The following is a 21086-nucleotide window of genomic DNA, read 5'->3' as shown; positions in this document are numbered from 1 at the left end:
AGCGGACGAGAGGCGGCGACGGCCATGGCGGGCATGACGGTCAGCACAGTGGTAGAGGCCCCGGCCGAGCGGGTCTGGGACCTGATCGGGGACTTCCACGCCCTCGGCGAGTGGCACCCCCACCTGCCGACGAGCCGGCTCGGCAACGCGCTGACGGGCAACGCGATCGGCGCGGTCCGGGTCTTCGAGTTCGACGGCGTCGTCCTGAACGAGATGCTGGTCGCCTACGACGACGAGGCCCGCGCCTACACCTACAGCTTCCCCGACGGCACCTTCCACTTCGACCGCTACCGCGCCACCCTGCGGGTCACCCCGGTGACCGAGCTGAACACCAGCTTCGTGGAGTGGAGCGTCACGTACGACATCGAGGCGGAGCACCGCAAGGAGTCCACCGAGCGCGTGCACGGCGTCTTCACCGCCGGACTGGCCGCCCTGCGGGAGCGCTTCGCGGGCTGAGCCGGACAGTGGGGGCTGAGCCGGACGGCGGGCGGGCGGTGCACGGCGCACGGCGCACGGCGCACGAGAAGTCGACCTGGCCGACTTCTCGTGCACGGGCCGATCCCCGGGCAGGCCCCCGCCCTACGCCCGCGGTGCGCCCTCACCCGTCACGGTCAGGCGGTGCCGAGCCGCGGCAAGGAGCTCGGCGGACAGGCCCGGATCGTCGCTCGCCCGGGCGAGCATCAGCGCGCCGACCATCGTCGACAGGTCGGCGAGCGCCGCCTCGCGCCCGGCCGGGTCGGGCAGTTGCTGGAAGCCGTCGACCAGGTCGCGCAGTCCGGCCGTGAAGGCGGTGCGCAGCGGGGCGCCGGGTTCGGCGCGGGCCGCGTCGGCGGCCAGGGCGGCGGCGGCGCAGCCCTGGCCGGGGTGGTCGCGGTGGAGGACGGAGAGGTAGCGGGCGAGGAACTCGGCGCGGGGGGTGCGCCGCTCGTCCGAGGGGTCGTCGTCCGCACCAGGGTCCGCCAGCGCGTCCATGGCCTCGCGGCGTTCGGCGAAGGCGGCGGTGAGGGCCTGGGCGACGAGGTCGTCCTTGGAAGAGAAGTGCCGGTAGAAGCCGCCGTGGGTGAGCCCGGCCGCGGCCATCGCCTGGGGGACGCTGACCTGCTCGGAGCCCTTCTCCCGGATCAGCCTGGCGGTGTGGTCGATGACCTCCTGACGGTGGCGTTCGGCCTCGGCGCGTGAGACGCGGGGCATGTCCGCGCTCCCTTCGTCGTCCTGTGGTGGTGTCCCGGCGGCCCCCGGTGGTGCTCCCGGTGGCGGTCCCACTCTCCCATCCGGGCCTCCCTTGCCCATTTTAGATGATGGCCATAATCTAAAACCAGTGGGGAGCCCCGGCGACGGGGCACCACCCTTCCGAGAGCGAGGAACACGCACATGACCGTGATCGAAGGCTCCACCGCCCTGGTCACCGGAGGCCTCCGCGGCCTCGGCCGGGCATTCGTCGGGGAACTGCTGGCCCGCGGCGCGACGAAGGTCTACGCCACCGCCCGCACCCCCGTCCCCAGCGAGGACGCCCGGGTGGAGGTCCTCGCCCTGGACGTCACCGACGACGCCTCGGTGGCCTCCCTCGCCGAGCGGGCCCAGGACGTCGACATCGTCTTCAACAACGCCGGCGTCCTGCACCCCGGCGCCCTGCTGGCGACCGACCTGCGGCACGTCCAGGACACCTTCGACACCAACGTCCTCGGCCCGCTGCGCATCGCCCGCGCCTTCGCCCCCGTCCTGGCCGCCCGCGGCGGCGGGGCACTCGTCGACATCCACTCCGCGCTGTCCTGGGGCGCGGGCGCGGGCGCGTACGGCGCCTCCAAGGCGGCCCTGTGGTCGCTGACCAACTCCCTGCGCCTGGAACTCGCCGCCCAGCACACCCAGGTCATCGGCGTGCACCTGGGCTTCGCCGACACCGAGATGGTGGCGGCTCTGCCCGTCGACAAGCTGCCGGCCGCCGAGGTGGCCCGCATCGTGCTGGACGGCGTCGAGCGCGGCGACCGCGAGGTGCTCGTCGACGACGTCTCCCGGTCATTCAAGGCCGCACTCGCCGGGCCGGTGGAGGGCCTGACCGTCCCCTTCCGCCGCTGACCCCGCCCCGACACCGCTGAGGAGAACACCCATGCCCCTGTGGCACGTCTACCACCCCCGCGGCACCTACAGCCCCGAGCAGAAGCAGCGGATGGCCGCCGACATCACCGGCATCTACACCCGCTTCGGGCTGCCGAAGTTCTACGTGATGACGCTGTTCCACGAGATCGGCGCCGACGACTTCCACGTCGGCGACCAGCCCACCCAGGACGCGGTACGGATCGTGGTCGAGCACATCGCCCGCCACACCGAGGACCCCGACCTGCGCAAGCGCACCCGGGAGGCGCTCGCCGCCGTCCTCGCGCCCCACACCACCGATCGCGGCCTGTACTGCGAGTTCCACGTCGACGAGACGCCCCGCGACCTGTGGATGATGGACGGGATCTCCCCGCCCCCGTCCAACAGCGAGGCCGAACAGCTGTGGGTCCGGGAGAACCGCCCGATCCCGTACTGACCGACCCTAGGAAGTGCCGCCCGGCACCTGCCCAGTGCCGGGCGGCCAGGTGTGACCGGCCTCGTGGAGGTTCGCCAGCGCCAAGTAGTCGTTGCCCAGCATCACCTGAGCCAACCGGGCCGCCGCCGAGACCACGTCGGGCCAGCCGGGGGCGTCGAGGAAGGCCTCGTCCGGGGCCTGGGCTCCGACCGCGTCCTGCACCAGGCCGTACGCGGCGCCGAGCCGGGCCATCAGCGCGACCTCCTCCTCGGTGCGCAGGCTCAGGCCGAGATGGCGCTCGGGTTCGTCCGCGTCGCAGAGGTCGTCGAAAAGCACGTGCACGACGTGGTCAAGGTCCTCGAACTGCCCACGGTCGAGCCACACTTCCCGCTGCCAGGTCGGGCTGGCCAGCGAGACCACGGCGGGCACGACGTGGAGCCGGAAGCGAGGAAGGGCGATTCCATGATCGATCACGGGTCGACGGTACCCATGTCACGCCCGACCGGGCAGTCATTAAAAGGCGCTGCCCGCTAAAGGACCAGAGCGAACCAGCCGGCCACCGAGACCGCTGCGGCGAGCCCGCCGAGGGCGACCGCCGCCTGGCCGTGCTCCAGCCCCCGTGCCCGCTGGAAGGCGGCGATCAGCACGCTGATCGCCGCTACCGGCATGAGCAGGAACGCCAGGAACCAGGCCCAGCCGCCCAGGGCGAGCGCGGCCAGGAGGCCGATGATCAGCAGCGGCACCCACACGGCGGCCACCGTGAATCCGGCCGCCGCGCACGCGACACGGAACCGGTCCTGGCGCCGGTAGAAGACCGGCACGGCACAGACGGCGCCGCTCAGCAGCCCGACGGCGGAGAGGAAGAGCCGCAGGCTGGCCCCACACGTCGGCGCGATGAGCACCAACGGCACCAGGGGCACCGCGCTTGCCACCCCGGCCAACCACCGCGCACTCGTGGGCACCACGGCCATGCCTCCACCCCTCCTTTGAACGCGTTCAAACGTAACACGCGAGAGGCTGGGCCGATCAGGAGGATTCGGCGCCCCCGATCGCCGCGAGCAACTGTCGGCGGACGGCAGCAGCGGCACCGGGCATCCGGCGGGCCAGCTCCACGTCGAGTCGCCGACGTTCAGCCCGGAGGAGTCGGGCGACGGGGGCGCGGGAGCAGTACTGGAACCAGAAGTCGCGGAGCCGGTCGATCACGCGGCCACCTCGCCCCACACGATCTTGCCGATGGGCCGGCGCGGGCAGCAGCCCCAGCGCTTGGCGAGGGAGTCGACGAGCTGGAGGCCTCGCCCGGTCTCGCCGTCGAGACCGGGCGAGGAGAGGGAAGGGACGCGGTCACCCCGGGCGTCGTGGACCTCGATACGGAGGCGGGTGGGGTCGACGTCGACGGCGAAGTAGATGAGGTGGCCGATCGGGGTGCCGTGCAGGACGGCGTTGGTCACGAACTCGGTGGTGATGACGAGCCCGGAGTCGAGGAAGCACTCGCCGTGCGGGGTGGAGGAGAGGAGAGCGGCGAGCCGCTGGCGGGCCATCGCGGGCGAGCGGCGGCTGCGCGGGAGCCAGATGGTGGAGGAGGTTCGAGACATGGCGAAGTCACCTTCCAGGCACATGACATGAGTGGAGAAGGCCGGGCGACCACGACGGCCGCCCGTAGGCGTCCAGCACGAAGCGCCTCACGAGGGTGCGCTACAGCCTTACGCCATGCATGTCACGCACAGGCAGCGCTTCGTCACGCACAGCATGGAGCATCGCCGCGAATGATCGCAAGGCAAGTCGATGAAATATGAAAACTTTCAGATCTGACGGCTAGGTGCGCCCTCTAGGCTGTTGCCGATGGTGGCGAACCGTCACCACTCGCATGCACACTGGTCCTTGAACGTCATGGAGGGGTTACGTAGATGGCAGTCGCAGTGCCAGCAGTGCGGTACCGACGCATCGCCGCCGAGCTGAGAAGGCTTCGCGAGTTGAAGAGCCTCTCCGCCGAAGAGGTCGCCGCCCAGGTCGACGGCATCAACCTGGTGAAGCTCAGCCGGTACGAGAACGCCCGGGTCCAGCTCAAGCCGGATGTCGTCCGCGCCCTGCTCGACTTCTACGAGTGCGACGAGGAGCTCAAGGAGGTCCTCGTCGAGATCCTCCGGGACAAGCGCCGCCCGGGCTGGATGGCGGGCTACGAGCAACTGAACCCGCTCTACACGGACTTGATCCGGCTCGAAGAAACGGCCGTTGGCAACAAGTCGTACCAATCCGCCTACATCCCGGGCCTCCTCCAGACCCGTCAGTACGCCCACGCCATCATCGCCAGCGGCGTGATAAACAAGCCCAGCGTCGAAGAGCGGGTGGAAGTCCGGATCAACCGGCAATCCGTCCTCACGCGGTCCGAGAACCCACTGAAACTGTGGGCCGTGATCCACGAGGCAGCCCTGACCATGGGCGCCGCCCCAGGCGTCATGACAGACCAGTTGGACAAGCTGCTGCAGTTCAGTCAGCTCCCCAACATCAGAATTCAGATCATGCCATCCATGGCTCCGCCGCACCCTGGCATGACCGGCTCGTTCGCACTCCTGGAGTTCCGGCAACGAGATCTTGACCTCGTTCTGCTCAGCGGCATGCTCAGCAGCGATTGGGTTGAAGACCCGGGCCAAGTCGATATCTATCGAGCGGCATTCGACGAGATCATGGCAACCGCCTTGGACCTCGACCAGTCTCGTAGCCTCATCGCACAGAAGAGAGACACGCTCAAGTGACCCATTTCCCTGTCGCCTCCGCGCTCCCCATCCAGTGGAGGAAGGCGAGCGCCAGCAACCCCAACGACGACTGCGTCGAAGTAGCCGATGCCATCACGGACATCGTCCCGGTCCGCGACAGCAAGGACCCCCACGGCCCGGCGCTCGCCTTCTCCCCCGACGGGTGGCAGTCCTTCATCGCCGGCATCCGCTCCGACGACTTCCCCGCCACCCCCTGAATCACCCCGGGCGGGGCCCCGCCGCGGGGGCGGGGCCGCCCCGAAACCCGCGGTGGGCCGGGGCGCGCAGATGGACGTCCCCGAGCATGAAGCCGTGATCGAATTACCCAAGCACATAACGCAGTTCTTCCCGGAGGTGAGCGGTGGCGTCAGCCCCCACGCTTGAGGACCTGCTGCGGAACTGCACCCGCTCGGCGCTCCACCTGGAGATGCGCGACGGATACATGCGCGACGACCCCTTGTTCCTCCGCTGGCTCAGCGGGCAACGGGACGATCCGGCCGACCAGGCGTCCTGGTGGAGCCCTTGGTTGCAGCTGATCGAGGAGACCACCACTCGCGGCATCGACGTACGACGCGCCCGCATCATCTCCGAACCGGCAAGCGAGTACATCCGGTTCGAGCATGAGATCACGTTCCGCAACATCGCTTCCGGCGAGCAGGTCAGATGGCTTCCCCATCGACAGGCGACCGACCTGGCACTCCCCGGCAACGACTTCTGGCTCATCGACGGGCAGCACCTCTTGGTCCACCATTTCAGTGGCGAGGGCGACTTCGTCGACGACGAAGTCACCCTCGCCCCGCAAGCCGTGAGCCTCTGCGCCTCGGCTTTCGAGGCCGTCTGGGCACGTGCCGTCCCCCACCAGGAGTTCCGGCTGACCTGAGGAACCTGCCCGAACGCCTGACATCACCGTCCCTCCCGCGCCACCATGGACACCGACACCGAGCGTGTGCAGCAACTCGCAACTCGTAACCGCGGGAGGGCAATATGTCGCTGCGATTCATCGCCAAGGACCCCAACAGCCCGGACGGTGACTCCCCGACCGTGTGGGTCGACGAGGCGACCTCCGACCTTGTCATCCAGGGCTGGAAGATCGACGAGGACACCGAAATCGAGTGCCTGACAACGGGTAGCATCCCCGACCACGAGGCAGTCGTGCGCGTCCCCGCCCGAATGGTGCGGGCGTTGAGGGAGGCATGTGATGTCGCAGAGCGTTCCGAAGATCGATGAGCTGCTGAGGAACACCCAGCGCTCAGCAGTCCATCTGGAGATGCGCGACGGCTACATGCAGGACGATCCGGCCCTCCACGCGTGGCGGGCCAGCCACCGCCTGGACCCGGACGACCGGGCCTCCTGGTGGAGGCCGTGGTTGGACGTGATCGCCGACACCGTCGCCCGTGGTGTGGAGATCCGCCGGGCACGCATCGTCTCCGAGCCGGTGAGCGAGTACATCAGGTACGAGTACGACGTCACATTCCCGAACCTCCGCGCTGGTGAGCAGGTGCGCTGGCTACCGAGGCGCAAGGCCTCGACCATCGCGCTCCCGGGCAATGACTTCTGGCTGTTCGACGACCGGATCGTCCGATGGGGGCACTTCTCCGGCGACGGCGACTCGTTGGGGGGCGAGATCACCGAGGACGAGGCGGCAGTGAAGCTTTGCTCGGACGCCTTCGAGGCGGTGTGGACCCGGGCCGTCCCGCACGAGAAGTACACCGTCTGACCTCCACAGGGGCTCCCCCGGATCTCGCCGCCGAATGTCCTACTCACCGTCGTCCAGCGTCGTCGCGGCTCGGAAGGTCTTCGCCGCCCGGCTCCAGGAGATCCGCAAGAACGCCGGTCTCACTGGCGCCGAACTTTCCGAACGCTGCGGCTGGCACAAGTCCAAGACCTCGCGACTCCAGGCCGGGCTGGCCGCTCCTTCCGAGAGCGACATCCGTTCCTGGTGCGCGGCGTGCGGCGCCGAGGACGAAGCAGAGGCTCTCATCATGTCCGCCCGCGCGGTGGACACCATGTATGTGGACTGGCGTCGGATGGAGCGCTCCGGGCTGCGTCAGGCACAGGAGTCCGTCCACGACCTCTACCAGCGCACCCGCGCCTTCCGCGTCTACGCGAGCCGGGTTGTCCCGGGCATGGTCCAGACCCGCGAGTACACCACTGCAGTCCTACGAGCCGTCCAACGATCCCGGGTGTCGATCGACGATGTCGCCGAGGCGGTGGAAGCCCGCATGAAACGCCAGCGGATGCTGTTCTCCGGCAGTCAGACCTTCGCCCTGCTCCTCGAGGAGTCGGTGCTCCACAGCAGCGTCTGTGATGCGGAGACCATGCGGGCTCAACTCCGACACCTCATCGCCGTGAGCGGCCTGGCCCGCGTGAGCATCGGCGTACTCCCCTTCCGGCAGGGCCGACTCCGTTCACCGGCCGAAGACTTCTACATGTTCGACGACCTCCAGACCTCGGTCGAACTCGTCTCGGGCCATCTGCGCCTCACCCAGCCACACGAGGTCGCGATGTACGACCAAGTGTTCAACGAGCTGTCCCAGATGGCCGTGTACGGCGCCAAAGCCCGCACGCTCATCGCCTCCACCCTTGAGTCCATCGGCTGATCGGGTCGCAACTCCTCGCAACTGCTTTGTGTCAGTCTGTCATCGGTCCTTAGCGTCATTGGTGTTCCGCCTCTCGGAGCACCGACGACCGCAAGGAGACCTCCATGTCCCGTGCCCTCCAGTCCCCCACGCACCCCACCACCGAACTCGCGGAGTTGGGCAAGTTCTTCGCCATCGCCGGCCGGCTCCTCGGCGCCGGGCGGGCTGCTCCTCAGATGTTCTCCACCGCGATCGACGCAGTGTGGCACCAGCTACTGGAGGACCCGGCGGGGCACGCGGCCTTCGCCGCCCACCACGCCGGTCGCGTTCTGGGGCACTCCCCGGTCAAGGGCCAGGGCTTCATCTCCTGGACCACCGCCTACGAGGAGGCGTACGGGCCCCTGCCGCAGATCTGGTTCACCGACGCCACGGGCACGGTCGACGTAGAGGCCCTGGCCAGCTACCGCGAGACCGGGCAGGTCTGGGCTGAGTGGGACTGTTCCCCTGCGCCCGGTGACGACGACGCAGCCCCGGAGGCGACTGCTTCGTGATCCCGATGCGGATCGGTGGAGCGGCCCCCCCCCCCCCCCCCGGGCGGCCCGGGGGGGGGGCCCGGGGCCCGCCGGCCATCGCACCACCGACGGAAGGAGCCGGAGAACCGTGCGCAGGACCTCGAAGCTGCTGCTCGCCGCCGCCGTGCTGGCGACGTCGGTCTCCGCCGCCTCGGCCGTGGCGGACCCGGGAGGGCCGACGCTGCCGGCCGCACGTGACCTGGTCGGAGTGGGGGACGCCACCTCGCAGGTGGTGCTGAACCAGTTCTCGGCCGACTACAACGCGACCCTGCCGAGTTCGGACACGACCACACCGCGTCTGTACAGCTACGACGCGGCCGGTCCCTCGCCGTTCGTCCCGAAGACCGGAGGTACGCCGATCCAGCGTCCGGTGGGTTCGGACGACGGCATCCGGGCGTTGAACGCCGACACCAGCGCCACCGTGGACTTCGCCCGTTCCTCGCGGGACCCGCAGTCCTCAGCCTGCGGCAGCGCTCGCCACTCCTGACCACCTGTCACAACAGCACCACTCCACCTCTCCCAGGGAGTTCAACATGGCAAGAATCGGCGCCCGCATCGCAGCCACCGGAGCAGCCGTGGTCCTCGGGGTCACCGGCTTCGCCGGCGTGGCCGTGGCCGACGGCACCGTCGCCACGACCACCGCGCCCACCGGCAGTGCGGTGATCACCGTCGATCAGCAGTTCCTGGCCAACACCGCGCTCAACGGCATCATCGTCATCCCGCTGCCGTCGGCCACGGCGGACGACACCAACAACGTCCTCACCACGACCCTCCCGGTCACCGGTGGTGTCGCGAACATCCCGGCGTTCAACGGTCACGTGCAGTTCGGCGGCGGACTGCTGTTCGTGAACCTCAACAACGGCAAGAACGTGGCCTTCAAGCAGCTCGACTTCGGCGTCCGGGCCTGGAACATCTCGGGTGTCCCGGTCGGTGGCACCGCGCCGGTTCCGCTGCTGGACCCGCGTGGCTTCACCCAGCGGGGCGTCACGGGCACGACCCAGACCCTGTCGGCCTCCAGCCTCCAGGTGGACGCCGCCGCGGCGCAGTACCTCGACACCGCGCTGAACACCACGTACTTCACGGGCGGCCAGTCGGTGGGCTCGCTCGCGCTGTCCTACACCCCCGGCAGCTGATCCCGGCGCTCCGTACGGACATCGGGTGATCGGCGGGCCCGCGCTCAGGCGCGGGCCCGTTCGCGTGCAAGGGGAGTGGCCAACTCCGTTCCAGGGGCGCCGCGTTGTGTTCTCGTACATCCTGTCGACCGGATCCGGACACGTCCGGCTGGCCGAATGGTGGGTACTGGGGGTGCCCGGCCGTCGGCATGCCCGATTCCCTTTGCGCCGTGTCTTGGGCGGCGCGGATTCGCACGGAGGTGCCCGCCATGAGAGTCCGACTGCCCGACCGGAGGGATCCGGGGTGGTGGCGCCGCCGCCTTCCGGCGGCTGCGCTGGTGTGGTCGGTGGTGGTGGCCCTCGGGGTGGTGCCGATCGGCCTGGGCATCGGGCCGCAGGCGGTGGCGGAGTCCTCCACCAAGACCGTCCCGGGGCCGAACCTGTTCGACCCGAAGAACCCCGCAACGCCCGGCAAGCCCGGGAGCATCACCGTCTCGCAGACGAAGGACCTCACCAACCAGGTGGTCCAGGTCTCCTGGAGCGGCTTCACCCCGACCGTGGACGGCGTCGGGAACCCGAGGCCGACCGCGCACCGCTCGGACGCCACCACCTATTACGCCGTCCGCATCTACGAGTGCCGCGGTGAGAAGCCGAGCATCACCGACTGCTACGACAGCTCGCTGTACGGAGGGGATGCGACGGCCGGCTTCCAGCAGGTGGCCCCCAAGGTGACGGCACCCGACTTCCCGAGCAACATGGTGATCGCACCGACCGGCCCGGACGGCTCCGGAGCCGCGGACGTCCAGCTGTACACCTCGGACCAGAGCCCGACCCTGGGCTGCGACGCCACCCACGCGTGCTCCCTGGTGGTGGAGGCCAACTACGGCGGGGACAGCCTCGGGGCAAGCAACGCGGCCCGCGCGGTCGACTGCACGAACCACACCATCGACAAGCAGCGGTCCCGGACCACCGCGGCCGACGCGGTGTTCAACCGCGTCGCCATGAACGGCATGTCGAGCGGCGAGCAGTGCGCCTGGCAGAACGCCAAGGTGATCCCGCTCTCGTTCGCGCCGACGCCCGCCGCCTGTGACTCGCAGGCGCCCGCGTTCGTGTCCGAGGGGCTGGAGATGGCCAACCGGGCGGTGCAGAAGTGGCGGGCCGGCCTGTGCATCGGGAACTCGCCGCTCTCGTTCCAGTACCTCTCCGCCAGCGGTGAGCCGCAGGCCCGCAGCCGTTTCCTCGCCGGGACGACGGACGTGGCCCTGACGGCGCGTCCGGACACGGCGACCCCGGCCCGGCCGTACGTCTACGCGCCGCTGGCGACCTCGGGCGTCTCGGTGGTGTTCCTGGTCGACGACCAGACCACCGGGCGGCAGATCAGGGACATGAAGCTCAACGCCCGACTGGTGGCGAAGCTGCTCACCCAGTCCTACTCGCCGAAGGGTCTCGTCGACTCGGTGAAGGGCAATCCGACGTGCATCTTCGCGGACCCGGAGTTCCTGGCGCTGAACCCGCTGCCCGACTCCTCCGGACTCAAGTGGCCGAAGTTCTGCAACGTCAACGAGTTCGCCCCGACCGTCGTGGGCGGGACAACGGACCTCGTCTACCAGCTGACCTCGTGGATCGCCGCCGACCCGGACGCCGCACGGTTCCTGGACGGCGAGCCCGACCCGTGGGGGATGCACGTCGACACCTACTACCTGCGGCCGGCGTTCTCCGGGTACCCGGTCGACACCTTCATCCGGCAGGACTCCTCCGGGATCGACAAGCCCGAACCCACGAACGAGGAGAAGCACTGGCGCGAGTTCGAGTGGAACCCGGTCACCTCGGGGCTCGGTGACGTGGTCCGCAAGACCCTGCAGAACAAGCCCAGTTGCATCCAGGCCAGCCTCAACGGGTCGGGTGGACACGACGCGTGCGTGCCGATGGAGCCGGGCACCCGGACGCTCTTCTCGATCATGGACACCGGCCAGGCCAAGGCCTACTCCCTCCCCGAGGCCCAGCTGCTCAACCCGGCCGGCGCCTTCGTCTCCCCGGGGACCACCGGCTTCCAGGCCTCCGTCGCCGACATGACCGTCGACGCCTCGACGGGCGTGCAGTCGCTGCCGTACGGGACCGCCGACACGGCGTACTCGCGCGACCAGCGGGCCTACCCGCTGACCACCGTGCAGTACGCGATGGTGCCCACCCAGGGCGTCCCGGCCGACAAGGCCGCCGCGATCACCACGTTCCTGCGGACCACCACGAGCAGCGGCCAGGTCTACGGCAACGAGCCGGGCCACCTGGCGCCGGGCTTCCTGGCGCTCACCAGCGCGCAGCGGGCCCAGGCGGCCGACGCCGCCACCCACGTGGAGGCCCAGGACGCCAAGCTGCCCGGCAACCAGGCCGCGCCGCCGAACCCGCCGGCCGTCACCCCCGGCGACGGGGGGACCAGTGGGGGGACCCCGGCGGAGGGCTCGGGCTCGGCGGGCGGCACCACGCCGGTCAGCGCCGGGACCGACAACGGCACGAGCGGTGGCGGCCTCGGCGGGGCCTCGACCGGCGGCCTCGGGGAGGGCGCCGCGACCACCGGGGGCGCCGCCGCGGCCGCAGCGGCCACCGCCGGGGGCAAGACCCCGGGCGCCGCGCCGAGCACGCCCGGCAAGTCCCTGAGCGCCGCGCCCGTCGCGGCCGGGACACCGGCCGCGGACCGCTCCGGCGCCGCCCGCCTGCTGCTCCCGATCGCGCTGATCGGCGGCCTGGTGCTGCTGGTCGGCGGGCCGGCGGCGCTGGTCCTGGGCGGGACGCCGGCCGGGGAGCGGACGCTGGCGGGGCTGCGCAACGGCTGGTCGCGGTTGCGCCGTCGCCCCTGACGGCTGACGGCTGACGGCTGACGGCTGACGGCTCGGCGAGGCCGCCGTCCCGGCCCGCCGAGCCGTCCGGCACCTGGCCCAACCCGCTTGAAAGAAAGCCGAGTTGATCGTCGCCGCACCGGTGGCCGGAAAGGATCCGGCCATCGGTGGCGGCCAACTCCAGCACCGAACTGGCTCGTTGGGGCCCCGTACACGCGTGCGACCCAGGGCGGACACCTCCGGATGGCCGAATGGGTACGCACCGGAACCGCGGCCCCGTGCCAACCGGCCGTTCCCACAACGATTTCGCGCCGCCGAGCGCGACCAGCGCCACGTCGCGCCACCGTCCGGTCCGGGCGCCGCCCGGCCATCCGCACCCGAGCACGGAGAGCAGAGCATGACAGCCGCCGCCGAGCCTGCGGCCTCGTCCGCCGGGGCCCCGGGCAGACCCGACCGCGGAGCCGACCGCGGAGCCGACACCGACGTCCCGCGCGCCATCACCTCCCCCGCGACCCCCGGCGACCGGGTGTTCCGCGGGGTGCTGCGGGTGGCCGGGCTCTCGGTGTTCGCGATCATGGGCCTGATCGCGTTCTTCCTGCTGCTGCGCGGCTCGGACGCGCTGCGCGCCGTGGGCTGGTCCTTCCTGACCGAGCAGAAGTGGCAGACCGCCGCGCACACCTTCGGCATCGCCGCCGTCCTGCCGAACGGTCTGCTGATCGCCGTGATCGCGCTGGTCATCGCCGTCCCGGTGGCGCTCTCCACGGCGGTCTTCATCTCCGAGTACGCGCCGGTCCGGCTGCGCGCCTCGCTGGTCTCGCTGGTCGACCTGATGGCGGCGATCCCGAGCATCATCTACGGCCTGTGGGGGTTGTTCTTCCTCCAGCCGAGGATCATCGGTTTCAGCCGCTGGCTCTCCAACCACCTCGGGGACACGATCCCCTTCCTCAAGGTGCGCACCGGCGACATCGGGACCTCCTACACCTCCTCCACGTTCATCGCGGGCGTCGTCGTCTCGCTGATGATCATCCCGATCGTCACCTCGCTCAGCCGGGAGGTCTTCTCCCAGGCCCCGCAGGGCGAGCGGGAGGGCGCCTACGCGCTCGGCTCGACCCGGTGGGGGATGGTGCGCACGGTGGTGCTGCCGTTCGGCCGCGGCGGTGTGATCGGCGCGGTCATGCTGGGCTTCGGCCGGGCGATGGGCGAGACGATCGCGGTCGCGCTGATCATCTCCCCGAACTTCAAGGCCATCAGCCACATCCTGGAGAACGGCGCCAACTCGATCTCGGCGCTCATCGCGCTGCGCTTCGGCGAGTCGGACGCGCTCTCGCTCTCCGCGCTGATGGCGGCCGGCCTGGTGCTGTTCGCGCTGACCCTGCTGGTCAACGTGGCGGCCGGCTTCGTGATCAACCGGTCCCGCTCCGGGGCCTCGACCGCCGACTGAGGCGGCGCACGGACATGACCGGTCCCGCTGAGACCCCCGCCGCACCCCCGGCGGCCCCGCCGGCCGCACTCCCGCCGGCCACCCCCGCCGGGCCCCCGGCCGAGACCCTGTCGAAGGGAACGACCCGATGACCACGCTCGACCTGCCTCCGGCCGCCGCCGTCCCGGGGCCCGCCGCCCAGGGGCCCGCCGCGCCCCCGGCCGGCCCGGCGGAGCCGCGCCCGGAGAAGCGGGTGAAGCTCGGCGGCGTCACCCGCGAGGACGTGTTCACCGTGGCCGGCTCGTCGATCGGCTCGCTGGCCCTGAACTGGACGCTGTACGAGCGGGTGCTGCCGTTCAGCGGCGCCTTCGGCTTCCTGGTCTGCTGGTACCTGCTGTTCCTGGCCGCCTACTTCACGCTCGGCCGGCTCCAGTGGGGCCCGCTGCTGGTGCGCGAGCGCCTGGTCTCCGTCGTGGCGTGGAGCGCCGGCCTGCTGGTGCTGGCGCTCATCGTCGACCAGGTCGGCTACCTGGCGGTGCGCGGCTACGAGGCCGCCCAGCACCTCAACTTCTTCACCGAGTCGATGGAGCGCACCGCCGCGCTCTCCCCGATCACCTCCGGCGGCGCGCTGAACGCGATCGTCGGCTCGCTCGAACAGGTCGGCCTGGCCACCCTGTTCGCCGTGCCGCTGGGCATCGCCGCGGCGATCTTCATGTCCGAGGTCGGCGGCCGGATGGCCAAGCCGGTGCGGACCCTGGTGGAGGCGATGACGGCACTGCCGTCGATCGTCGCCGGGCTGTTCGTGCTCGGCATCGTGATCCTGACGCTCGGCTTCGACAAGAGCGGCTTCGCGGCCTCGCTCGCCCTCACGGTGATGATGATGCCGATCGTCACCCGGGCCTCCGAGGTGGTCATCCGCCTGGTGCCCGGCACCCTGCGCGAGGCCTCGTACGCGCTGGGCGGCAGCCAGTGGCGGACGGTGTGGAACGTCGTCCTGCCGACCGCCCGGCCCGGCCTCGTCACGGCGGTCGTGCTCGGGGTGGCGCGCGGCATCGGGGAGACCTCGCCGGTGCTGCTGACCTCGGGCTTCACCCCGCAGTTCAACGCCGACCCGTTCCACGAGCACCAGGTGTCGCTGCCCCTGTACGTCTGGAACTACGTCAAGCAGCCCTACCCCGAGATGGTCGCCCGCGCCTTCGCGGCGGGGCTGACCCTGATGGCGCTGGTGCTGGTCCTCTTCGTCACCGCGCGGGTGCTCGGCGGCCGCCGCCCGGGCGAGCTGACGCGCGGTCAGCGGCGCCGGATCGACCGGGAGGCGCGGCGGGCCGAGAGCGCCGCCCGGGCCGCCCGAGCCGGTGCCCACGCGCCCGTCGCCCATCCGCCTGTTGCCCACGCGCCCGTCGCCCATCCGCCCGTCGCACTGCCCGGGAACAGCTGATGAAACGTCCAACCACCCTCCGTACCAGAGGAGTTCTCATGTCATGGGAGGCCGCAAGGCGCTCCGTGGCCCGTGTCCTGGCGTGCCTGTCCGCGTTGCTGCTCGCCGCGGGCACCCTGCTGTTCGGGCAGGCCGCTCCGGCCTTCGCCGCCTCGGTCGCGCTCAGCGCCGACGGCTCCAGCTGGGCCGGCCCGGCCATCGACCAGTGGCGCCAGGACGTCGGGCCGCAGGGCATCCAGATCAGCTTCAACCCGGTGGGCTCGGCGGCCGGCCGGACCGCCTGGAGCAACGGGCAGGACGACTTCACCGCCTCGGACGTGCCGTTCCGCAGCGCCGAGGACACCGGCCTCAACTCCGGTGCCCGCACCAGCGGTCAGGGCACCAGGGAGAACCCGGTCTACGGCTTCTCCTACGTGCCGATCACCGCGGGCGGCACGACCTTCATGTACAACCTGGTGGTCGGCGGCAAGCAGGTCCGCGACCTGCGGCTGTCCCCGCAGACCGTCGTGGACATCTTCACCAACAAGATCACCAACTGGAACGACCAGAAGATCACCGCCGACTACGGCAAGCAGCTGCCCAACCTGCCGATCACCCCGGTGGTCCGCTCGGACGGCTCCGGCGCCACCGCGCAGTTCACCCGCTGGATGGAGCACACCCACAAGGACCAGTGGGACGCCTACTGCTCCTCGGTCAACGGCACCACCTGCGGTGACTACACCGAGTTCTTCCCGCCGTCCGGCCGGATGGTCGCCCAGAACGGCTCCGACGTCGTCGCCGGCTACATCAAGGCCGCGGCCGGCCTGGGCACCATCGGCTACGACGAGTACGCCTTCGCCAAGCGCAGCAACTGGCCGGTCGTGAAGGTGCTCAACCAGGCCGGCTACTACTCGCTGCCGACCGCCTCCAACGTGGCCATCGCGCTCACCGCCGCCAAGATCCGCGGTGTGGACGACGACACCCCGGCGTCCGACCCGAACTACCTCCAGCAGAACCTCGACGGCGTCTACACCATGGACGACCCGCGCTCGTACCCGATCTCCAGCTACAGCTACGTGATCGTGCCGCGGGCCGGCGCCGCGCTGCCCCCGCCGGGCCGGTTCAACAACGACAAGGGTGCCGCGCTCAGCCGCTTCCTCGCCTACGTGCTCTGCGAGGGCCAGGGCGAGGCCGACGGCCTCGGCTACTCGCCGATCCCGCGCGGCCTGGTCAAGGGCGGGCTGCTGCAGACCAAGTCGATCCCCGGCAACGCCAGCCCGGTCAACCCGGACACCCTGGCCAACTGCGCCAACCCGACCTTCAACTCGGCCGGTGAGCTGACCGTCCTCAAGAACGCCCCGCAGCCGAGCCCCTGCGACAAGCAGGGCTCCCCGCTGGACTGCACCGTTCAGAACGGCCAGGCGGTCAAGACCGGTTCGGGCGGCTCCGGCGGTTCCGGTGGCACCGGCGGCGCGGCCGCCGGCTCCGGCGGAACGGGCGGCACCGGCCACGGCAACGGCGGGAACGGCGGCTCCGGCGGCAGCGCCGACGCGGCCGGCACCGGCGGCGCCGCGGCCGGCGGCGGTGACCCGAACGCCGCCGCGGCCGGCGACCCCGCCGCGGGCGACGGCTCCGGCGACGGCTCCGGCGACGTGGTCGACCCGCAGACCGGCCAGGTGGTCGCGCGCGGCCGGGGCGGCGCCACCGAGGTCGCGGCCAACGTGGTCGAGGTGAGCGGCAGGCCCGAGGACTGGACGCTCTCCACGCTGACCGCCGTCGAGCTGCTCGCCGTCGTCCTCGTCCCGCCGCTGCTCGGCCGCCGGCTGCTGCGCCGGCGCAAGGGCTCGGGCGGTGCCTCGTGACGGCACCGGTCCTGGAGAAGCCGCCGGTCCGGCCGGCGCCCGCGGCCGAGGCGCCCCCGGCCCGGCCCGCCGCCGTCACCCCCGCCCGGCGCCGCTTCCTCCAGGGCGCCTGGGCGGCCAGCCTGGCGGCCGCGCTGGTGCTGGGCTTCGTGGGCTTCCTGTTCACGCTCTCGCACGTCCAGGAGCGGCACTACCAGTCGACGGCGTACAAGACCTTCCGGGACCAGCTGGCCCGGGCCGTCGCCCCGACCGGCGCGGCCGCCGACGGCGACCCGGTGGCGCTGGTGGACATCCCGGCGATCGGCCTGCACCAGGCCGTGGTGGTCGAGGGCACCACCGGCCGGGACCTCATGCGCGGCCCCGGCCACCGCCGGGACACCGCACTGCCCGGCCAGAGCGGGGTGGCGGTGCTGTTCGGCCGCGGTGCGACCTTCGGCGCGCCGTTCGCCCGGCTGTCCGGGCTGCGGGTCGGCGACCGGATCGAGACCACCACCGGGCAGGGCACGTTCACCTACGTGGTCAACGTGTACGGCGACGGCGACCACCCGATCACCGACCCGGCCCGCAACCGGCTGGTCCTGGTCACCGGTGACTCCGACTGGATCCCCGGCTCCACCGTGCTGGTCGGCGCCCGACTGGAGGGCGACCCGCAGCAGAACCCCGGCGGCCGCCCCGCCACCGTCCCCTACGACAAGGCGCTGGCCGCCGACAAGGGCGCGCTGGCCACGCTCCAGCTCTGGTCGCTCGCCCTGCTCTGCGCGGTGGCCGGGGCGCTGCTGCTGGCCCGGTACTGGCGCCGCTCGCCCGCCTACCTGAGCGCCGCGCCGGTGGTCGGCGCCCTGCTCTGGGCGGTCTACGAGAACGCCGCCGCCCTGCTGCCCAACCTCTACTGAAGCGCGCCCGGAGGACGTACCGATGACCGACACCGCCGACACCACGCACCAGCCGCACGACGCGGCGGTCGACCCGGCCGCCGACACCCTCACCCTCCCGCCGGTCCCGCCGGCCCCCGCCCCGCCGGTCGTCCCGGCCCAGGGCCCCGACGGGGTGCTCGCCGGGCTGGAGACCCGGGACGTCTCCGCCTGGTTCGGCAGCCGCAAGGTGCTGGAGCGGGTCTCCCTGGCGATGCCGGCCGGCGAGGTCACCGCGCTGATCGGCCCGTCCGGCTGCGGAAAGTCCACCTACCTGCGGATCCTCAACCGGATGCACGAGATGGTGCGCGGCGCCGCCCTGGCCGGCGAGGTGCTGCTGGACGGGGACGACGTCTACCGGCCCGGCCGGCGCCCCGCCGAGGTGCGGCGCCGGATCGGCATGGTGTTCCAGCGGCCCAACCCGTTCCCGGCGATGTCCATCCAGGACAACGTCTCCAGCGGGCTCAAGCTGGCCGGGATCAAGGTCTCCAAGGAGGAGCGCCAGCACCTGGTGGAGACCAGCCTGCGCCGCGCCGGGCTGTGGGACGAGGTGGCCACCCGGCTGCACGCCCCCGGCGGCTCCCTCTCCGGTGGGCAGCAGCAACGCCTGTGCATCGCACGGTCGTTGGCCGTCTCACCGGACATCCTGCTGATGGACGAGCCGTGCTCCGCGCTCGACCCGACCTCCACCCGCCGGGTCGAGGAGACCATCGCCGAACTGCGCGGGCGGCTCACCATCGTGATCGTCACCCACAACATGCAACAGGCCCAGCGGGTCTCCCAGCGCTGCGCGTTCTTCCTCGCCACCCACGACACCCCGGGCCGGATCGTCGAGGCCGGGCCGACCGAGCGGCTCTTCGGCAGCCCGCGCGACCAGCGGACCTCCGACTACGTCAACGGCCGCTTCGGGTAGGAGCGTTACCGGCCGGAGTCGGTGATCAGCCGCTCCAGCACCGCCGCGACGCCGTCCTCCTCGTTGCTCACCGTGTGCAGCGGCACCGCCGCCAGCACCTGCGGGTGCGCGTTGGCGACGGCGTACGCGGTGCCGGCCCAGGCCAGCATCTCCAGGTCGTTCGGCATGTCGCCGAAGGCCACCACCTCGGCCCGGTCGATCCCGTGCTCGGCGCACCAACGGGCCAGCGTGCTGGCCTTGGTGACGCCGGGCGCGCTGATCTCCAGCAGGGCGATCGGCGAGGAGCGGGTGATCTCCGCCAGGTGCCCGGCGGCCGTCCGGGCCTCGGCCAGGAAGGTGTCCGGGTCGAGGTCCGGGTGCTTGGCCAGCAGCTTGAACAGGCCCCGCACCGGGCCGCCGTCCGCCAGCAGCTCCTCGGCCGGGCCGACCGCCCGCACCTCGGTGTCGCCCCACATCAGCACCTCGTACCCGGGCTCCCGGGCCCAGCCGTCCGCGTACTCGAAGGCGAAGGAGGTGCCGGGCAGCTCGGCCCGCAGCGCCTCGACCACGGCCAGCGAGGTCGGTGCCGGCATCGGGAAGTACTCGATCAGCTCGCCGCCGCGCCGCACGTCCACGATCGCGCCGCCGTTGGAGCAGATCGCCACCCCGTGACCGCCGATGTGCGGGCTCACCTGCTGCATCCAGCGCGGCGGCCGGCCGGTCACGAACACCACCTGCACCCCGGCCGCCTCGGCCGCCGCCAGGGCCGCGGCGGTGCGATCGCTGACGGTGCCGCCGGAGCACAGCAGGGTGCCGTCCAGGTCGGTGGCGATGAGGCGGGGAGCGGTGCGGGGTTCGGTCACCGGTCCATCTTCGCCCATCGCCGCCGCCCGGTCACCGCCGCGGCGGCCCGCGGCGGCCCGGTGGCGGGCCCGGTGGCGGGCCCGGTGGCGGTGCCCGCGGCCGACCGACCGTGAGGACGGGTTCCGGCCCTTCCTGCGCCGCTTTCCGGCCGATCCGCCCCCGCCCGGGGTGTCGCGGCGGGCCGACGGGCAGGAACCCCCTGGTCACCCCGTCGGCAGGAAGAGCCATGCCCACTCGCCAGCTCCGTGACGAGCCGCCCCCGACCCTCCCTTCCCCGGATCCGCCCGCCGCCTCCCGCGAGCCGGTGCTGCTCGGCGAGGTGCTGTTCCACACCCTCGCCGAGCTCGCCCGCCGCACCCCGGACCAGGCCCCGGCCCCGGCCTTCCCGGCCCAACGCACCCGCCCGCACCCCTGACGGCCTCCTACCGGCGCAGGGGCAGCCCGTCCGGCTAGGGTCGGTGGCATGCGTCTGAGCACCGTGATCCTCCCCATCCACCGGTGGGCCGAAGGACAGAAGATCTGGCGGCGGGCCGAGGACCTCGGATTCCACGCCGCGTACACCTACGACCACCTCTCCTGGCGGTCCTTCCGCGACGAGCCCTGGTTCGGGTCGGTCCCGACGCTGACGGCCGCCGCGACGGCGACCGAGCGCCTCCGGCTGGGGACGCTGGTGACCTCGCCGAACTTCCGCCACCCGGTGACGCTGGCGAAGGAGCTGATCACGCTGGACGACGTGTCCGGCGGGCGGCTCACGCTGGGCATCGGTGCGGGCGGGACGGGCTTCGACGCGACGGCGATGGGCCAGGAGGCGTGGTCGCCCAAGGAGCGGGCGGCCCGGTTCGGCGAGTTCCTGCCGCTGCTGGACAAGTTGCTGCGCGAGGACGCGACGACGCAGGAGGGCACGTACTACTCGGCGGTCGAGGCGCGGAACATCCCGGGCTGCGTGCAGACCCCGCGGGTGCCGTTCTACGTGGCCGCCGCCGGCCCGCGCGGGATGCGGCTGGCCGCCGAGTACGGGCAGGGCTGGGTGACGTACGGGGACCCGAAGGGCCCGGCGGACGTGCCGGTCGAGCAGGCGCCCGGCGTGATCGCCGCGCAGATCGGGAAGCTGACGGCGGCCTGCGAGGCGCAGGGCCGGGACGTGGCGACGCTGGAGAAGATGCTGCTCCAGGGTTCCACGGCGGAGAAGCCGCTCCAGTCGCTGGACGCCTTCGTGGACTTCGCCGGCACCTACCGGGAGCTGGGCATCACCGAGTTGGTGATCCACTGGCCGGTGCCGGACTCGATCTTCGCCAACGACCTCGCCGTGTTCGAGCGGATCGCCACCGAGGGCCTGGCCCAGCTGGGTTGAGCGGTACGGCCCGCCGCGG

General features: G+C 71.6%; 25 protein-coding genes and 1 pseudogene. 20 read left to right on the top strand and 6 right to left on the bottom strand.

What is annotated here, in order from left to right:
* The first annotated feature begins 33 nt into the window (after positions 1–33).
* The gene (locus ACFV8H_RS10365) at positions 34–456 is read left to right on the top strand and encodes an SRPBCC family protein (RefSeq protein ID WP_380398230.1); all 423 of its coding nucleotides are present in this window, start codon (positions 34–36) and stop codon (positions 454–456) included.
* A gap of 123 nt (positions 457–579) precedes the next feature.
* Here the strand turns inward: ACFV8H_RS10365 and ACFV8H_RS10360 are convergent, their stop codons facing one another.
* Complete coding sequence (locus ACFV8H_RS10360; protein WP_380398228.1) at positions 580–1191, bottom strand: TetR/AcrR family transcriptional regulator; 612 nt, start codon at positions 1189–1191, stop codon at positions 580–582.
* A gap of 180 nt (positions 1192–1371) precedes the next feature.
* On the opposite strand from ACFV8H_RS10360, the gene ACFV8H_RS10355 reads away from it, so the two are divergent.
* Together ACFV8H_RS10355 and ACFV8H_RS10350 are read left to right on the top strand one after the other, a co-directional pair.
* Positions 1372–2073 carry an SDR family oxidoreductase gene (locus tag ACFV8H_RS10355; RefSeq protein WP_380398226.1) on the top strand — a complete coding sequence of 234 codons (702 nt, stop codon included), beginning with the start codon at positions 1372–1374 and terminating at the stop codon, positions 2071–2073.
* Positions 2074–2104: 31 nt separating this feature from the next.
* Positions 2105–2527, top strand: coding sequence for a tautomerase family protein (locus ACFV8H_RS10350; protein WP_375890089.1), 423 nt, complete (start codon positions 2105–2107; stop codon positions 2525–2527).
* A 6-nt stretch (positions 2528–2533) separates the two neighbouring features.
* Here the strand turns inward: ACFV8H_RS10350 and ACFV8H_RS10345 are convergent, their stop codons facing one another.
* From ACFV8H_RS10345 to ACFV8H_RS10330, 4 genes are read right to left on the bottom strand one after another with little or no spacing between them, the layout of a single operon-like run.
* Positions 2534–2980 (bottom strand): hypothetical protein, encoded by a 447-nt coding sequence (locus ACFV8H_RS10345; protein WP_380398224.1) that lies wholly within the window; start codon positions 2978–2980, stop codon positions 2534–2536.
* Between the two features lie 56 nt (positions 2981–3036).
* Positions 3037–3477, bottom strand: a complete 441-nt coding sequence (locus tag ACFV8H_RS10340) for a hypothetical protein (protein ID WP_380398222.1) — start codon at positions 3475–3477, stop codon at positions 3037–3039.
* 55 nt (positions 3478–3532) lie between these two features.
* Positions 3533–3709 carry a hypothetical protein gene (locus tag ACFV8H_RS10335; protein ID WP_380398220.1) on the bottom strand — a complete coding sequence of 59 codons (177 nt, stop codon included), beginning with the start codon at positions 3707–3709 and terminating at the stop codon, positions 3533–3535.
* Positions 3706–4098: an ATP-binding protein gene (locus ACFV8H_RS10330; protein WP_380398218.1), complete on the bottom strand. Its 393-nt coding sequence runs from the start codon at positions 4096–4098 to the stop codon at positions 3706–3708. Before ACFV8H_RS10330 ends, ACFV8H_RS10335 begins: the two co-directional genes overlap by 4 nt.
* 312 nt (positions 4099–4410) lie before the next feature.
* On the opposite strand from ACFV8H_RS10330, the gene ACFV8H_RS10325 reads away from it, so the two are divergent.
* The 15 genes from ACFV8H_RS10325 (at position 4411) to ACFV8H_RS10255 (ending at position 18873) form a co-directional block, all read left to right on the top strand.
* Positions 4411–5256, top strand: coding sequence for a helix-turn-helix domain-containing protein (locus ACFV8H_RS10325; protein ID WP_380398216.1), 846 nt, complete (start codon positions 4411–4413; stop codon positions 5254–5256).
* Complete coding sequence (locus tag ACFV8H_RS10320) at positions 5253–5474, top strand: DUF397 domain-containing protein (protein WP_380398214.1); 222 nt, start codon at positions 5253–5255, stop codon at positions 5472–5474. Before ACFV8H_RS10325 ends, ACFV8H_RS10320 begins: the two co-directional genes overlap by 4 nt.
* Positions 5475–5617: 143 nt before the next feature.
* Entirely contained in the window at positions 5618–6136 is a 519-nt protein-coding gene (locus tag ACFV8H_RS10315; RefSeq protein ID WP_380398212.1) for a DUF6879 family protein, read from the top strand.
* Between the two features lie 104 nt (positions 6137–6240).
* Positions 6241–6483: a hypothetical protein gene (locus ACFV8H_RS10310; RefSeq protein ID WP_380398210.1), complete on the top strand. Its 243-nt coding sequence runs from the start codon at positions 6241–6243 to the stop codon at positions 6481–6483.
* Positions 6455–6973: a DUF6879 family protein gene (locus ACFV8H_RS10305; protein WP_380398208.1), complete on the top strand. Its 519-nt coding sequence runs from the start codon at positions 6455–6457 to the stop codon at positions 6971–6973. Before ACFV8H_RS10310 ends, ACFV8H_RS10305 begins: the two co-directional genes overlap by 29 nt.
* Positions 6974–7007: 34 nt before the next feature.
* Positions 7008–7856, top strand: coding sequence for a helix-turn-helix domain-containing protein (locus ACFV8H_RS10300; protein ID WP_380398206.1), 849 nt, complete (start codon positions 7008–7010; stop codon positions 7854–7856).
* A gap of 104 nt (positions 7857–7960) precedes the next feature.
* The gene (locus ACFV8H_RS10295) at positions 7961–8386 is read left to right on the top strand and encodes a hypothetical protein (protein WP_380398204.1); all 426 of its coding nucleotides are present in this window, start codon (positions 7961–7963) and stop codon (positions 8384–8386) included.
* Between the two features lie 109 nt (positions 8387–8495).
* Positions 8496–8894, top strand: a complete 399-nt coding sequence (locus ACFV8H_RS10290) for a hypothetical protein (protein ID WP_380398202.1) — start codon at positions 8496–8498, stop codon at positions 8892–8894.
* Between the two features lie 46 nt (positions 8895–8940).
* Positions 8941–9540, top strand: a complete 600-nt coding sequence (locus ACFV8H_RS10285; protein ID WP_380398200.1) for a hypothetical protein — start codon at positions 8941–8943, stop codon at positions 9538–9540.
* A 248-nt stretch (positions 9541–9788) separates the two neighbouring features.
* Positions 9789–12371, top strand: a complete 2583-nt coding sequence (locus tag ACFV8H_RS10280; protein ID WP_380398198.1) for a hypothetical protein — start codon at positions 9789–9791, stop codon at positions 12369–12371.
* Between the two features lie 376 nt (positions 12372–12747).
* Positions 12748–13791 carry a phosphate ABC transporter permease subunit PstC gene (gene pstC / locus ACFV8H_RS10275; RefSeq protein ID WP_375895301.1) on the top strand — a complete coding sequence of 348 codons (1044 nt, stop codon included), beginning with the start codon at positions 12748–12750 and terminating at the stop codon, positions 13789–13791.
* A gap of 127 nt (positions 13792–13918) precedes the next feature.
* The gene (gene pstA, locus ACFV8H_RS10270) at positions 13919–15208 is read left to right on the top strand and encodes a phosphate ABC transporter permease PstA (protein ID WP_380398196.1); all 1290 of its coding nucleotides are present in this window, start codon (positions 13919–13921) and stop codon (positions 15206–15208) included.
* A gap of 65 nt (positions 15209–15273) precedes the next feature.
* Positions 15274–17049, top strand: coding sequence for a substrate-binding domain-containing protein (locus tag ACFV8H_RS10265; protein ID WP_380398194.1), 1776 nt, complete (start codon positions 15274–15276; stop codon positions 17047–17049).
* Entirely contained in the window at positions 17046–17942 is an 897-nt protein-coding gene (locus ACFV8H_RS10260) for a sortase (RefSeq protein ID WP_380398192.1), read from the top strand. The genes ACFV8H_RS10265 and ACFV8H_RS10260 overlap by 4 nt, the downstream gene beginning before the upstream one ends.
* A 154-nt stretch (positions 17943–18096) precedes the next feature.
* Positions 18097–18873, top strand: a complete 777-nt coding sequence (locus tag ACFV8H_RS10255) for a phosphate ABC transporter ATP-binding protein (protein WP_375895339.1) — start codon at positions 18097–18099, stop codon at positions 18871–18873.
* A 5-nt stretch (positions 18874–18878) separates the two neighbouring features.
* Here ACFV8H_RS10255 and ACFV8H_RS10250 read toward each other — a convergent pair whose 3' ends face one another.
* Positions 18879–19733: an HAD family hydrolase gene (locus ACFV8H_RS10250; protein WP_380398191.1), complete on the bottom strand. Its 855-nt coding sequence runs from the start codon at positions 19731–19733 to the stop codon at positions 18879–18881.
* A 209-nt stretch (positions 19734–19942) separates the two neighbouring features.
* Here ACFV8H_RS10250 and ACFV8H_RS10245 point away from each other — a divergent pair, with 209 nt between their 5' ends.
* Complete coding sequence (locus tag ACFV8H_RS10245) at positions 19943–20131, top strand: hypothetical protein (RefSeq protein ID WP_375895290.1); 189 nt, start codon at positions 19943–19945, stop codon at positions 20129–20131.
* A gap of 45 nt (positions 20132–20176) precedes the next feature.
* Positions 20177–21067 (top strand): annotated as a pseudogene (locus ACFV8H_RS10240) (LLM class flavin-dependent oxidoreductase); the annotation flags it as partial.
* Positions 21068–21086 lie beyond the last annotated feature (19 nt).

The sequence above is a fragment of the Kitasatospora sp. NPDC059827 genome, from assembly GCF_042731675.1.
GTDB lineage: Bacteria > Actinomycetota > Actinomycetes > Streptomycetales > Streptomycetaceae > Kitasatospora.
This window is presented reverse-complemented; position numbering and strand designations above follow the sequence as displayed.